The sequence below is a fragment of the Arthrobacter sp. NPDC057388 genome (genome assembly GCF_042668165.1).
Taxonomy (GTDB): domain Bacteria; phylum Actinomycetota; class Actinomycetes; order Actinomycetales; family Micrococcaceae; genus Arthrobacter.
The window spans coordinates 1-13,477 of sequence record NZ_JBHVBL010000055.1 but is presented as its reverse complement, the minus strand read 5'-3'; the positions used below and the strand labels follow the sequence as shown (position 1 = coordinate 13,477).

Sequence of the window (13,477 nt, the reverse complement as noted above, 5' to 3'; positions counted from 1 at the left end):
CAGACCGGCCCGCCGCCGTCGTACATTATGTGTTTTTCACACATACTCCTTGACCAAATAAGTGTTGGACGCAGCACAATCGCGGTGGCGACGATGGAGGAACAACCACCAGCTCAACGATGAGGACACACCCATGGGAACCTTCGCTGTCACCTACGCCTACTCCCCCGCCACGTCCACCGGCCGGGATGAACACCGCCCCCGCCACGTGAAATTCCTGCAGGAACAGTTCGACGGCGGCCGGCTGGTGAAGAGCGGCCCCTTCGGGCCGGCTGAGGACCCCGGCGCGCTGCTGATCATCAGGGCTGATTCCAAGGCCGACGCCGAAGCGCTGATGGACCAGGACCCGTTCTACCGCAACGGCCTCGTGGAGCAGCGCAGCATCCGGCAGTGGAACGTTGTCTTTGGTTCCGATACCGCCGCCGGCGCAGCCGCCGTCCGGAACTAGGGGCCCGCCATGCTCAGCGCACTCACCGTCGCCAAAGAATCCATCCGGTACGAGGACATTCCGGAACCTGCACTGGAACCCGGCCACGCCCTGGTCCGCGTCCATAACGTCACCCTGTGCGGCACCGACCTGCACATCTGGGAGGACGACTATCCGGCCGGGCTGCCTGTCATCCAGGGCCATGAATTCGCCGGCATCGTCGAGGCCGTGGAAGCCAACGGCGCCGGCATCCGCGCCGGCGACCCGGTTGCCGTCAGCCCGATGGTGTACTGCGGCAAGTGCAGGCCCTGCCGCCTGGGCCGGTTCAACGTCTGCGAGAACATCGGCTGCATCGGCTGCTACTCGGACGGCGCACTGGTGGAGCTGGTCAGCGTGCCGGTGGAGAAGCTGTGCCCTGTCCCCGACGGCCTGGACCTGGATCTCGCGGCCATGGCCGAACCCGCGTCCATCGCGATGCAGGCGGTGAACCGGGGCCGGCCCTCGCCGGGGGAAACGGCGCTGGTGCTGGGCAGCGGCCCGATCGGGCTGCTCGCCACGCTGTATCTGACAGATCTCGGTGTCCGGGTGGTGTGCGCTGACACCGATCCGGACCGGCTGGAGCTGGCTGCTGCCTTCGGCGCCGCGGACACGCTCCTGGTCACTCCCGGCGCGGAGTTTCCGGGCACGGACCAGGCCGCCGGGCTGGACATGCTGACAGATTCCTCCGGGCCGGAGCTGATCATCGAGGCCACGGGTGTTCCGTCCTCGCTGGAGAACGCCGTGCGCCTCGTGGCGAGCGCCGGACGGGTCGTCCAGGTGGGAATCTCGGCGCGGACCGCGTCCGTTCCCATGAACGCCATCCCCTTCAAGGAGATCGACCTGCTGGGCAGCCGCAACAGCCTGAACCTCATCCCGGCAGGGCTCGAATTGCTGGCCCGGCACCGGGACCAGGCGCGCGCACTGCTGACACACCGCTTCGCTTTCGGCGACCTGCAGCAGGCCTTCGAACTGATGCGCAGCCGCACCGAGCCGGTGGGCAAGATCGTGGTGGACATGCCGGCGGTGATGGCGTGAGCGGCGTCGAGGGCCAGGCTCCCAGCCCGCTGCTCACCCCCGCCGGAAACATCTCCGGCACCTACGACGTCGTGGTCGCTGGCAGCGGTGCGGCCGGCCTGGTCGCCGCGATCCGGGCGGCCGATGCCGGCCTGCGGGTGCTCGTGGCCGAGAAGGCGGCACTGCTCGGCGGAACCACCGCGGCAGGGGGCGGCGTCATGTGGGCCCCGAACAACCACCTCGCCCGGCAGACCGGCTACCGGGACAGCCACGAGGACGGCGTCGCCTACCTTACCGAAGCTGCGGGGCACGTGCTGGGCCGCGGGGAGGTGGAGTGGTACGTGCGCACGGCGCCGCGCGCCGTCGCCTATCTCGACGCCGAAACCCGGGTTTCACTGACACCGATCGCCCGCCCGGATTACCACATGGAGTGGCTAGGTGCGGCCGACGGCGGACGCGGCCTGGACAACGACGCCTTCGACCCGTCAGGGTACCCTGGCCTCGCGGAGGCGATCCGGCCGTCGTCGTACTTTCCGCTGCTGACCATGACCGAACGGGACCGGCTCAACGGCCGGGCGGCAGACCCGGAGCTGCTGGCGCGGCGGGCGGCCACGGGCGTGCGCACCATGGGCGGTGCACTGGTGGGCTCGCTCGTGGCAAGCGCCCTGGACCGTGGCGTCGCGATCTCCGTCTCTGCGCCGGTCGAGGATCTGGCGCGCGAGGGTGACGGGTGGACGGTGACCCTCGGCGGCACCGCAGCCGGCAGAACCGTGTCCGCCGCCGCCGTCGTCCTCGCGTCCGGCGGTTTCGAGTGGAATCCGCGGCTCCTCCGGGCGTTCCTGCCGTTTCCGGTGACGCCCATCAGCGCACCGTCCAACGAGGGCGACGGCCTGGAGCTGGGCCTGAAGGCCGGCGCCGCCGTGGCAGACATGACCGCCATCTGGGGAGTGCCGGTGATTTCCGAGGCGTCCCACAAGTACGACGGCGCGCGGTCCGGCCGGATGGGGAACGTGGAAATGACCCTTCCCGGCTCGATCACCGTAAACGCTGCCGGGAAGCGGTTCGTCAACGAGGCGCTGAACTACCACGACGCCTGCCGCGTGTTCGCCTCCGTTGACCCGCAGACCGGGCGCCAGCAAAACAACCCGGCGTGGCTCATCTTCGATGCGGCGTACCTGGCGAAATATCCGGTGGCAGGATCGCCCGCCGGAGTTCGGGCGGAGTGGATGACTGCCGGGGAGTCGCTGGAGGAGCTGGCGGGGAACGCCGGGATCGATCCCGATGGACTGGCGGCCACGGTGGCCCGGTTCAACGCGGACGCCTTGAATGGAGTGGACACAGAATTCCACCGCGGTGCAACGCCCCAGGACCGGTTCCTGGGCGACGCCGCCAATACACCCAACCCTTGCCTGGCCCCGCTGGACTCCGCCCCGTTTTACTCAGTCCGGATATCCGCCGGGGTACTGGGAACATCCGGTGGCCTGGACACCGACTTCCACGGCCGGGTCCTCGACCGGCACCGGCAGCCGATCCCCGGACTCTACGCTGCAGGCAACGTCTCCGCCGGCGTCTTCCGCAACAATTACCCGGGCGGCGGCGCCACCCTCGGCTCGGCCATCACCCGCGCCTTCGCTGCCGGTGGGCACCTGGCCGAGTTTTTGTCCACGTCTCGCGACTTCCGGGACGTTTAGCGGCCAATATCTGTACAAAAACTCCAAACCAAGGAAGGACGACGGCGGGACCACCCGCCGTCGTCCTCTTGGGTTAATGCCATCCCCCTTGGCATCAGCGGCTAGACGCTTCATCTGGTGAGCTGGGCCGCTCCGAAGGAAACGCTGAATTGGACGCACCACAGGTCCACCGACCGGAACCCGGCCAAGTCGACCACGTCGGGGATTACATAGACCTGGTTGCCCTGGTTCCCCTTGATCACGCCCAGGTCATAGTGTTCGGCAGTGCCGGCCGTGAACCATCCGGCGGGTCCCTCCACTACATCGGCGGCGCTGAGCCAGACGTGCACATCCGGCCCGTTGGACGTGTCGAGGTTCTCCAACGTCAGAACACGCGTACCGTCGGCCTGCCGGACAATCCGGACTGTTCCGGAGGTGGCGTGTTCGTGGCTGATGAGACGGCCCTCGGCAAGCTGGACCGGTCCGGCAGGCGCCCTGCCGGGGTTTCCGGACGTCGGCCTCGCGGTGGGGGTGGAGGCCGTTGGCTTTGGTGACAGTGGCGCTGCAACGGTGGGAAGCTGCTCGTCCACCCGCACATCGATGAATAAAAGCCACGGCTTGAACAGCGCGAGTCCCAAAACCACCACAACGGCACCTATGGCAGCGGCGACCAACCAGCGGCGCCTGCGCCTGCGCTCCTGCATGCTGCCAATCTACTCCGCATCAACCCACGCCGGGCAGGGACTTCACCGCCGGGACCCTGGCCGGATGGGACTCCAGCCAGGCCGGGATCCGCTCCGCAGGCAGGGGCTTGCTCCAGAGGTAGCCCTGCGCGAGCCGTACGCCCAGCCGGCGGAGTTCCGCGAGCTGGACGCCGGTTTCCACGCCCTCTGCCACCACATCAAGATGCAGGCTTTCCGCCATGCCGAGGACCAATTCGATGATGGTGGCCCCGTGCGGGTCGGTGCCCAGCTCCTCGACGAAGGTGCGGTCGATCTTGAGCGTGCGGGCCGAGAGCCACTTGAGGTAGCTCAGCGACGAGTATCCGGTGCCGAAGTCGTCGATGGACAGGCCGACGCCGAGGCGGGCCAGCCGCTGCAGTGTTTCCTTGGGCAGGTCCGGCTGGTCCATCAGCACGGTCTCGGTGATTTCCAGGTGGACGGCAGCCGGATCGATCCCGGTATCGCGGATGGCTGCCTCCACCAGGTCGGGGAAGTCGCCCGCCACGAGCTGGCGGCCGGAGATGTTCACTGCCGCCGTAAAGTTCTCCGCCCCCGGGACCTCCCTGCGCCACCGCTGCACCTGGCGCAGGGCCTCGCGCAGCACCCAGCTGCCGATCGGCAGGATCAGGCCCGTCTCCTCGGCGATGGGAATGAAAGTATCGGGCATGATCGGGCCGTGCTCATGGTGGTGCCAGCGCAGCAGCGCCTCAAAGCCGACGGCGCCCTCGGTGGCGACGTCGATGATCGGCTGGTAGTTCAGTGACAGCTCGTTGCGCTCAAGGGCAAGGCGCAGGTCCGACTCCAGGTCGAGGCGTCCGGTGGCGCGTCCGGTCATGTGGGCATCGTAAACGGCGGCCGAATCCCCGCCCGCCGACTTGGCCCGGTACATGGCGGCGTCCGCGCCCTGCAGCATCGATTCGGCGGTATCCTCCTCGTCCGCCAGGGCGATGCCCACGCTGACATTGAGGTAGATCTGCCGTCCGTCCACGTCGAACGGCTGCCGGGTGGCCTCCCTGATACGTTCGGCCAACCCCTGGGCGCCGCCCATGTGCAGGTTTTCGCAGATCACCACGAACTCGTCGCCGCCAAACCGGCCCACGGTGTCACTCGCCCGGACGGCCGCCTTAAGCCGTTCGCCCAGCAGCACCAGGATGGCGTCGCCGGCACCGTGGCCGATGCCGTCGTTGATCAGCTTGAACCGGTCGACGTCGACAAACATCACCACCGGCCGCGCCGCCTTGTCCAGGACACCCTGCAGGACCTCGGTGACCATGTACCTGTTGGGCAGCCCGGTCAGGGCATCATGGCGGGCGCGCCACTCCAGGACCTGTTCCGCCTTTTTCCTGTCGGTGATGTCCAGGACCGTGTCCAGGAACCGGAGCGGCTTACCCTCGGCGCCGTTGATGCTGCGGATCCGTGAATGCAGCCAGCGCTGCTCGCCGCCCGGACGGATGATGCGGTATTCGAAATCGGCGAAACCGAGGCCACGGTCCAGGCTCTCCCACACATTCCGTACGCGGTCCCGGTCCTCGGGGTGGGTGCGCGCCAGGATGGTGTCCCTGTCCTTCCGGTCTCCCTCGGAGAACCCCAGGATCCGGTCGAATTCCTCCGAGTGCCAGGTCTCGCCGGTGGCCACGGTGTGTTCGACGCTGCCGACGTGGGCCATCTCCTGGGCGGCCAGGAGCCGTTCGCGTTCGGCCTCGGCGGCGGCCTTCAGCCGCTGGATCTCGGTGATGTCACGGGCAATGGCCGACGCCCCGACCCGCACGCCGTCCTGGTCGTAGACGGGAGAGACCGTCAGTTCGACGTCGATCACCGCCCCGTCCTTGCAGCGCCACTTTGCCCCCACACCGGTAACGAACGCGCTGTTCCCCGTGCGGGCGGTGACGTCCGCGCCAAAGTACGGGCCGTCGTCGGCCGTAAATAACGCGTGGCTTTGCCCCACAGCCTCCCACGAGCTCCAGCCCAGCATCCTCGCCGCGCCCGCATTCCAGCTGGTGATTTTCCCGCTGAGGTCGGCTCCGATGATGGCGTCCCCGGAGGACTCGACCATGGCCGAGAGCCGGCGCAGGATGGCCTCGGTGTGCTTGCGGTCGGTGATGTCCTTGGAAATGGCCACCACGGCGACCGGCACCGTGTGCCGGCCCCTGATCCGGCTGACTGTCACATGGACCGGAAACTCCCGGCCCGTGCTGTGCCGGACCCACAGTTCACCCGCCCAGTCACCGCCCCGGGCAAGCCTGTCGGCCATCTCCCGGTCGGTGGCGCCCTCTCCCCGTGCCTCCGCTCCCAGGATTCCCAGATCCGAGATTTTTAGGCCCAGGACCTTGTCCGGGGCGAAGCCGTAGAGACGCTCTGAGGCGCGGTTCCAATAGGTGATGCGCCAGTCGCCGTCCATGCCGATCACTGACTGGCCGATCTCGTCCAGCAGCAGTGACTGCATGACCAGATCGTCACGGTGTTCCCCCGCCATTGCCCCTCCGAATGGTGCTCCCCCATAGCAGCGCGCTACAGCACTCGGACCCGTTTGCTTAGGGAACCGTTGAGGCAGTAAACCAGTTGACTCGCTTTTTTCGCAAGTGTCCGCTATGTGGCGGTTTCCGCCTCGGCGAGCCGGATCATGCGCAGCTCGTCCCGCACTGCCCGGGAAGGCCAGTGGCCACCGGTCAGTTCCCTGAGCAGGCCCGGACCCGCGCCCGGGAAAAGCTTGTCCATCAGGCCCGCCGCGTGCAGCAGGCCAATCAGGGCCGTTGTTCTGGCATCCGACGCCGATCCGTTGAGTATGCTCTCGATCCTCGCCAAAAGTGCCGCTTCCGGCCCGTGGTCCTTTTCCGGATACCTGGTAGTCCTGAAGACCCCCAGGTGCTTTTCGCCGACGTGACTCACGACGCCGAGAGCCGCCATGCCCTCGTAGACGCGATGCAGTTCCGCGCGGCTCTCCAGCATCGCAACCCACCGCCGGGCGCTGTGCGGCCGGGACTTGTCGTGAATCAGTTCCCACTGGTGCCGGAAGTCCGACGACGGCGGCTCGCCTACCGCGCGCACGTACTTGCCGTCCAGCCGGACGGCCCCCAGCACGTCCAGTTCGGCAAGGATCGCCCCTGCCAGGCCGGCCTTGAGAACACTCGGCGGCACTTCCGGCTCGCCGTCCTTGTCGTTCGTCGCCAGGAGAAGGAACTGCTGCGGCAGGTTCAGCTCCGTGCTGCCGGGGTTTTCTGTGGTCATACCCTCATGGTGGCGCGGTCCGGCCACCGCTGCAATGGACTGAATGAACGGGGCATCTGCCATCCCGAAAAGGAGACCCCTTCCCGCAAACCAAATTGCAGAGTACATTTAATGCAACGCCTCTTGCAGAGTGATCGGCGTTACATACCAGGTGGAAAACGAGGAAAAGAGGTTGGACTTGAACCCCAAAGCGGCCGGCCTGGAAGCCGGCACGGGAGCCGTGGCCGCACCCGCTTCCCATGCGTGGCTGGGCGACGCGCTTCCGGACGTTCCGCTGTCCAAGGCCCAGGCCCGGGTGGTGGACGTGATTGCCCGCAACCCGCAATTGTCCTCCTACGCGGACATCGCCGAGATCGCCCAGCGTGCCGACGTCAACAACTCGACAGTGGTCCGCGCGGCACAGCACCTGGGTTACCGCGGCTGGCCGGACCTCCAGCGCGAACTGCGGTCCCGCTACCTCGTGATGATCTCCACCGAGGACACGCTGGCCGAGCACGGGGAACACCGCAGCCCGCTGCATGATGCGCTCAACCACGACATCGAGAACCTGCGCCTGACGCTGGACTCCAACACGGCCGATGATGCGGAGGCAGCCATCGCCACCATGGCCGCGGCCAAGTCGATCATCGTCCTAGGGCTGGGCTCGTTCGCCGGGCCCGCCAGCGTGATGGCCCACCTGGGCTCCACCATGGGCTACCCCATCACCCTCGAGAACCGCGGCGCCGTCCACCTCGCCTCCAGCGCCAACGCGCTGGGCCCGGGCGACGTCCTGGTGGTGATCAACATGTGGCGCTCAATGCGGCAGATCATCGTCACCGCCGAGGCCGCGAAACAGGCCGGCGCGAAGGTCGTGGCCATCACCGACATGCGCCGCGGCCGGCTGGCAGCCGTGGCCGACCACCTCCTGGTGGTGGCCTCGGAGGGAATCTCCTTCTTCCAGTCCGTCACCGCCGCCAACTCACTGGTCTACGGCCTGCTCGCCGGCATGGAGGCCGCGCACCCGGAGCGCAGCCGGGCAGCCATCCGCCGCACCCAGCAGCTGTGGAAAGACCTCGACATCTACCTCGACTGACCTGCAGCCCCGAACTTTCCCCTACCTTCTTTCAGGAGCACCTTCATGAACACCAGCACCGACCGCCGCGTCGCCGTCATTGGCCTCGGCTCCATGGGCGGGGCGATGGCCGCCACACTGCACAAGGCCGGCTGGCAGGTGACCGGCTTCGACCCTTCCGAGGCGGCCAGGACCGCCGCCGAGGAAACAGGCATCGCCACCACCGCCAGCGTCGAGGATCTTGCCGGCACGCCTTACGCCGTCCTCTCCCTGCCCGCAGCGGCCGTGGTGGAAGCCACTGTTCCGCAGCTTCTGGCGGTGCCGGGGACCATCGCGATCATTGATACCACCACCTCCGAGCCGGCCACGAGCAAGCAAATGGCCGAACTCGCGGAGGCGCAGGGGGCGGCGTTCGTGGACGCCCCGGTCTCCGGCGGCCGTGACGGCGCGGCGACTGGCACGTTGAGCGCCTTCGTTGGGGCAACCGACGCCGCCCTCGCCGCCGCCGAACCCGTCCTGCTGGCGCTCACGGGCGGCAAGTACAACCACATCGGCGGCCCCGGCAGCGGCAACGTTGTCAAGCTCCTCAACAACGTCCTGGCCGCGGCCAACCTGGTCTCGGTCGGCGAGGCCCTGGGCGTCGCCAAGGCCTACGGCATCGACCCGGCCAAGGCGGCAGCGAGCATCAGCGAAGCATCCGGCGGCAGCAAGGTTTCCGCGAACATGTATCCCAACTGGGTGCTCTCCGGAACCCACGATTCCGGTTTCTCGCTCGGGCTCATGGCCCGCGATGCAGCCCTCGCCGTCGACGTCGCCGCCCGCATCGGGGAAAGCCCGGCACTGCTGGCCGCCGTCGCCGGCCAGTGGCAGGAAGCCCTGGCCGCCCTCGGCCCCCGCGCGGACTTCACCGAAATAGCCCGGACCGTCGCCCCGGCCATCACCCCAGCGGGTGCGCCCGCAACCCAAAACGGCACCACCGCCCTCGTCTAAAGCCCAGCCGCCAGACGGCTCCCTCACCAAGACAATCCAGAGGATCATCACATTGAGCACCGCCACAGCACCCACCTCCTCGTCAGCAGCCACCGCGCGCGCCGTCCTGGACGCAGCCTTCCCCCACGGACTCGGCGCCTTCCTTGACGGCCGGACCGTCCCCGGCAACGGCGAGGGCATCACGCTCACCGCCGCCGCCACCGGGGAGCCCTTCGCCACCTACGCCGACCCCGGCGCCGAGGGCGCCGACGCCATCCTGGAAAGCTCCGTGGCCGGCGCCGCCGCCTGGGCCGGGCTGAACGGCTTTGAACGCGCCGCCATCCTGCGCAATGTCAGCCGCGCTGTCGAAGCACATGCCGAGGAACTCGCAATCCTGGAATCGGCCACCACCGGAAAGCCCATCCGCGATGCCCGTGTGGAAGCCGCAAAGGTCGCCGAGATGTTCGGCTACTACGCGGGCTGGGCGGACAAGCTGACCGGCCAGACCATCCCCGTTCCCGGCCCCTGGCACACCTACACCGAGCGCGTCCCCTGGGGTGTCGTCGTCGCCATCACGCCCTGGAACGCCCCGCTGTTCACCGCCGGCTGGAACTCCGCCGCACCGCTGGCCGCCGGCAACGCGGTGATCATCAAGCCGAGCGAATTCACGCCGGCCTCCTCCGTCCGCCTTGCGCAGCTGGCCCATGAAGCCGGCCTGCCCGCGGGCGTGTTCAACGTGGCCGCCGGACTGGGCCAGACCGTGGGCGCGGCCCTCACCAGCGACCGCCGGGTCGGCAAGGTCAGCTTCATCGGCTCCGTCCCCACCGGCCGGCGGGTGGCCGTCGCGGCGGCGCAGGCCGGCATTCCCGCCCTGCTCGAACTCGGCGGCAAGAGCGCCAACATCGTCTTCGCGGACGCGGACCTGGACCGTGCCGCCGACGGCGCCATCGCGGCGATCTTCTCCGGCGCCGGGCAGTCCTGCGTCGCCGGCTCGCGGCTCCTGGTGGAGCGCAGCGTGCACGCCAAATTCGTGGAACTGGTGGCGGACCGGGCCGCCCGGCTCCGCATCGGAGACCCGCTGAGCGCGGACACCGAAGTTGGCCCCATCATCACGGCCCAGCAGTTCGCCACCGTCACCTCGCTCATCGAGGCAGGAATGAACGACGGCGGCCGCCGGGTCACCGGCGGAACGCTCCCCGATGCCCTCGCCGGCTCCCCGCTGTCCGGCGGCCACTGGGTGATGCCCACTCTGCTCGACGGCGTGACACCGCAGAACCGGCTCGAAAACACCGAGGTCTTCGGACCGGTCGTCGGGGCCGACGCCTTCGACACGGAAGCTGAGGCCATCGCCCGCGCCAACAACACGAGCTTCGGCCTGGCCGGCGCTGTATGGACCTCGGACGTTTCCCGGGCGCACCACGTTGCCCGCGAGGTGAAGGCCGGCACGTTCTGGATCAACTCGTACAAGACCATCCACGTGGCGGTTCCGTTCGGCGGCTTCGGGGACTCCGGCCACGGCCGCTCCTCCGGTCCCGGCGTCCTGGACGAGTACACGCAGACCAAGGCCGTCTGGGTGCCGACCCGTGCGGCAGGCGCCCCCTTCCCGTCCCTCTCCTACTAGGACAGGCTCATTCATGGAACTGACAGAAACACCCGCACACCGCAACGCCCTTGCCGAGGGCGTCAGCAAGTGGAAACCGCGGGTCCTGGCGATGGCGCAGCACATCCACGCCCTCAAGGAGGTGTCCTTCGAGGAGGTTCACTCCGCCGGGGCAGCGGCAGACCTGCTGGCCGAAGGCGGCTTCGAGGTGGAGCGCGGAACGGGCGGGCTTCCGACGGCGTTTACCGCCACCGCCGGCAGCGGCGACCTGACGGTTGCCCTGTGCGTGGAGTACGACGCGCTGCCCGACATCGGACACGCCTGCGGCCACAACCTGATCGCGGGAGCCTCGGTGGGCGCCGCCCTTGCCTTGCGCCCGCTCGTCGACGAGCTCGGCATCACCCTCAAGACCATCGGAACCCCCGCCGAGGAACACGGCGGCGGCAAGGCCCTCCTGCTGGAACGCGGCGCGTTCGACGGCGTCAGCCTGGCCCTCATGGTCCACCCCGTCCAGGACGGGGTGACCTACAACCCCGCGGGGACCAGCGCCCAGGCCGTCGGCCGGTACCGGGCGGTGTTCACCGGCAAGGCAGCCCACGCGGCTGCCGCACCGCACCAGGGGGTGAACGCCGCGGACGCCGCCGTGCTGAGCCAGGTGGCCGTGGGCCTGCTGCGCCAGCAGATTCCGGGCGACCACCGCATCGCCATGTACGTCGCGGAGGGCGGCCACGTCACCAACATCATTCCGGAACGGGCGGTGGTGGAGTTCGAATGCCGCGCCTTCACCCTGAAGGAATACGAGGCGCTGCTGGAGCGCGTCCGCCGCTGCTTCGAGGGGGCAGCACTGGCCACGGGCACCACGCTGGCCTTCGAGGATACGGAGCCGCTTTACGAACCCCTGGTCCAGGACGACGCGCTGGCGGCCCACTGGACGGACGCCATGGACGTGTTCGGGAAGGACACCTCCCCGTCGGCCGGCATCAGCGGCGGCTCAACGGACATGGGCAACATCTCGCAGGTCATCCCCAGCCTGCATCCGTGGCTCAGCATCCCCGGCGCGGACGTACCGATCCACTCGCACGCTTTCGCCGCACTGGCAGACTCCCCGGAGGCCTACGCCGTGATGTTCGAGGCGGCCACCGCGCTCGCCTGGACCGTTGCGGCCGCGGCCACTACCCCCACCGAAAGGGCACGCCTGATCAAAGCGGCGTACCGCCGCCAGACGGTCACACAGGAAGGCACATCATGAGCACCAGCACATCACCCGCGCGGACAGACAGGGCCGGTGCCCGGCTGACGCTACCCATCACCGCCCTGGCCTTTGTCATTGCCCTGGCGGTCCAGCTGATCGGCCAGGCCAAGATCGACGTCGGCATCGGCGCGATCGTCATCTTCCCCATGGTCTGGGGCCTCATCCTGGGCCTGCTGGTCTCGGTCCAGAAGTTCAAGCCGCTGGGGCTTGACCTGCAGCGGGTGGCGGCCGCCCTGGTCGGCGTGGCCGTGCTGCTCCTGGTCGCCCGGCTCGCCTTCAACATCGGGCCCAGCCTGCCCACCCTGCTCAAGGCCGGCCCGGCGCTGCTGCTCCAGGAGGTCGGACACCTGCTGGGCACCATCGCGCTGGCCCTTCCGCTCGCCGTCCTGCTCCGCATGGGCAAGGCCACCGTGGGCGCCACGTTCTCCCTTGACCGGGAGCCGTCCTTCGCCATGGTCTCCGAAAAGTACGGCCCCGATTCCGACCAGTACCGCGGCGTCCTGGCCATGTACGTGTTTGGGACCCTGTTCGGCGCCGTGTACATCACGCTGCTGACCTCGCTCATCTCCAACTGGAAGATCTTCGACCCCCTGGCCCTGGCCATGGGTGCAGGCGTGGGGTCCGGGTCCATGATGGCGGCGTCCTCGGCCAGCATCATCGCCGCCTACCCCGGGGACCAGGAGGCCATCCTCGGTATGGCGGCCATCTCCAACCTGATCACCACCATCCTGGGCGTCTACGTCGGCATCTACCTTGCCCTCCCGCTGGCGGACCGTTTCTACCGCGTCCTCACCCGCAGGCAGACGCGGGAGGAGGCAGCGGTCACGGCCGGTGCCCCGGCGCACGATGACACCGGAGAGAGCAGCAACGCTGAAGCGCATGCCCAGGCCGAGGAGAACCGCCGGTTCCGCGAACGGGTGGCGGAGTCCTCGGCGGCCATGCATCTCCCGCTGTGGCTGTCCCTCTCGGTCCTCACGGTCCTGGGCATCGGCACCGCCTCGGTTGCTGCCAAGGGATTCAGCCTGACCATCGTTGCCGGGTATGCCATCATGCTCGCCCTGGTACTGGTCAGCATTGCCCTGGCCAAGCTGACCAAGAAGATCTCGGCCATCGTCTACATCACCACCATCGGTGCCTATATCTCCAGCCCCTGGTTCTTCGGCGCCGCGGCGCTGAACGGCGCCATCAAGTCGGTGGACTTCCTGTCGATCGCCACGGTCATGCTGACGCTCGCCGGCCTGTCGCTGGGCAAGGACATCCCGCTGCTGAAAAACATCGGCTGGAAAATCATCCCCGTGGGCCTGCTCGCCATCACGGCTTCGTTCCTGCTGTCCACGGTGATTGCCGAGTTCGCCCTCGGGCTGTGGCACTGAACCGGCTGTGGCACTGAACGCCCCAGGGCTCTGGGGCCGGCTGGCGGCGGCGGGGGACAAGGCCGGGGGGCCGGGGTTCTGACAGCGGTCCGCGGGGGGGGCGACATCTGCCTTGTAAGGGCAGCGCTCTACGCC

At 68.4% G+C, this 13,477-nt stretch carries 11 protein-coding genes; 8 read left to right on the top strand and 3 right to left on the bottom strand.

What is annotated here, in order from left to right:
• Positions 1-133: 133 nt before the first annotated feature.
• Genes ACFUTU_RS19115 through ACFUTU_RS19105 form a run of 3 tightly spaced genes read left to right on the top strand, consistent with a single transcriptional unit; the run spans position 134 to position 3,171 of the window.
• Complete coding sequence (locus tag ACFUTU_RS19115) at positions 134-448, top strand: YciI family protein (RefSeq protein ID WP_377967149.1); 315 nt, start codon at positions 134-136, stop codon at positions 446-448.
• A gap of 9 nt (positions 449-457) precedes the next feature.
• Positions 458-1,501 carry an alcohol dehydrogenase catalytic domain-containing protein gene (locus ACFUTU_RS19110; RefSeq protein ID WP_377967147.1) on the top strand — a complete coding sequence of 348 codons (1,044 nt, stop codon included), beginning with the start codon at positions 458-460 and terminating at the stop codon, positions 1,499-1,501.
• Positions 1,498-3,171: an FAD-dependent oxidoreductase gene (locus tag ACFUTU_RS19105; RefSeq protein WP_377967145.1), complete on the top strand. Its 1,674-nt coding sequence runs from the start codon at positions 1,498-1,500 to the stop codon at positions 3,169-3,171. The genes ACFUTU_RS19110 and ACFUTU_RS19105 overlap by 4 nt, the downstream gene beginning before the upstream one ends.
• A gap of 110 nt (positions 3,172-3,281) precedes the next feature.
• Here the strand turns inward: ACFUTU_RS19105 and ACFUTU_RS19100 are convergent, their stop codons facing one another.
• The 3 genes from ACFUTU_RS19100 to ACFUTU_RS19090 all read right to left on the bottom strand — a co-directional run bounded on the left by ACFUTU_RS19100 (position 3,282) and on the right by ACFUTU_RS19090 (position 7,097).
• Positions 3,282-3,854 carry a DM13 domain-containing protein gene (locus tag ACFUTU_RS19100; protein WP_377967143.1) on the bottom strand — a complete coding sequence of 191 codons (573 nt, stop codon included), beginning with the start codon at positions 3,852-3,854 and terminating at the stop codon, positions 3,282-3,284.
• 19 nt (positions 3,855-3,873) lie between these two features.
• Positions 3,874-6,345 (bottom strand): EAL domain-containing protein, encoded by a 2,472-nt coding sequence (locus ACFUTU_RS19095; protein WP_377967141.1) that lies wholly within the window; start codon positions 6,343-6,345, stop codon positions 3,874-3,876.
• Between the two features lie 113 nt (positions 6,346-6,458).
• The gene (locus ACFUTU_RS19090) at positions 6,459-7,097 is read right to left on the bottom strand and encodes a GPP34 family phosphoprotein (RefSeq protein WP_377967139.1); all 639 of its coding nucleotides are present in this window, start codon (positions 7,095-7,097) and stop codon (positions 6,459-6,461) included.
• A 178-nt stretch (positions 7,098-7,275) separates the two neighbouring features.
• Here ACFUTU_RS19090 and ACFUTU_RS19085 point away from each other — a divergent pair, with 178 nt between their 5' ends.
• From ACFUTU_RS19085 to ACFUTU_RS19065, 5 genes are read left to right on the top strand one after another with little or no spacing between them, the layout of a single operon-like run.
• Entirely contained in the window at positions 7,276-8,169 is an 894-nt protein-coding gene (locus ACFUTU_RS19085; RefSeq protein WP_377967137.1) for a MurR/RpiR family transcriptional regulator, read from the top strand.
• A gap of 45 nt (positions 8,170-8,214) precedes the next feature.
• Positions 8,215-9,138 carry an NAD(P)-dependent oxidoreductase gene (locus tag ACFUTU_RS19080; protein WP_377967135.1) on the top strand — a complete coding sequence of 308 codons (924 nt, stop codon included), beginning with the start codon at positions 8,215-8,217 and terminating at the stop codon, positions 9,136-9,138.
• Between the two features lie 52 nt (positions 9,139-9,190).
• Positions 9,191-10,738 (top strand): aldehyde dehydrogenase family protein, encoded by a 1,548-nt coding sequence (locus ACFUTU_RS19075; RefSeq protein ID WP_377967133.1) that lies wholly within the window; start codon positions 9,191-9,193, stop codon positions 10,736-10,738.
• A gap of 13 nt (positions 10,739-10,751) precedes the next feature.
• Positions 10,752-11,966, top strand: coding sequence for an amidohydrolase (locus ACFUTU_RS19070; protein ID WP_377967131.1), 1,215 nt, complete (start codon positions 10,752-10,754; stop codon positions 11,964-11,966).
• Complete coding sequence (locus ACFUTU_RS19065; protein WP_377967129.1) at positions 11,963-13,342, top strand: DUF3100 domain-containing protein; 1,380 nt, start codon at positions 11,963-11,965, stop codon at positions 13,340-13,342. Before ACFUTU_RS19070 ends, ACFUTU_RS19065 begins: the two co-directional genes overlap by 4 nt.
• The last annotated feature ends 135 nt before the right edge of the window (positions 13,343-13,477 follow it).

Excerpts from the sequence above, each read along its gene's own strand:
- ACFUTU_RS19115 (WP_377967149.1), top strand. The coding sequence starts at position 134 with ATGGGAACCTTCGCTGTCACCTACGCCTACTCCCCCGCCACGTCCACC.
- ACFUTU_RS19095 (WP_377967141.1), bottom strand. The coding sequence starts at position 6,345 with ATGGCGGGGGAACACCGTGACGATCTGGTCATGCAGTCACTGCTGCTG.
- ACFUTU_RS19110 (WP_377967147.1), top strand. The coding sequence starts at position 458 with ATGCTCAGCGCACTCACCGTCGCCAAAGAATCCATCCGGTACGAGGAC.
- ACFUTU_RS19070 (WP_377967131.1), top strand. The coding sequence starts at position 10,752 with ATGGAACTGACAGAAACACCCGCACACCGCAACGCCCTTGCCGAGGGC.
- ACFUTU_RS19080 (WP_377967135.1), top strand. The coding sequence starts at position 8,215 with ATGAACACCAGCACCGACCGCCGCGTCGCCGTCATTGGCCTCGGCTCC.
- ACFUTU_RS19090 (WP_377967139.1), bottom strand. The coding sequence starts at position 7,097 with ATGACCACAGAAAACCCCGGCAGCACGGAGCTGAACCTGCCGCAGCAG.
- ACFUTU_RS19065 (WP_377967129.1), top strand. The coding sequence starts at position 11,963 with ATGAGCACCAGCACATCACCCGCGCGGACAGACAGGGCCGGTGCCCGG.
- ACFUTU_RS19100 (WP_377967143.1), bottom strand. The coding sequence starts at position 3,854 with ATGCAGGAGCGCAGGCGCAGGCGCCGCTGGTTGGTCGCCGCTGCCATA.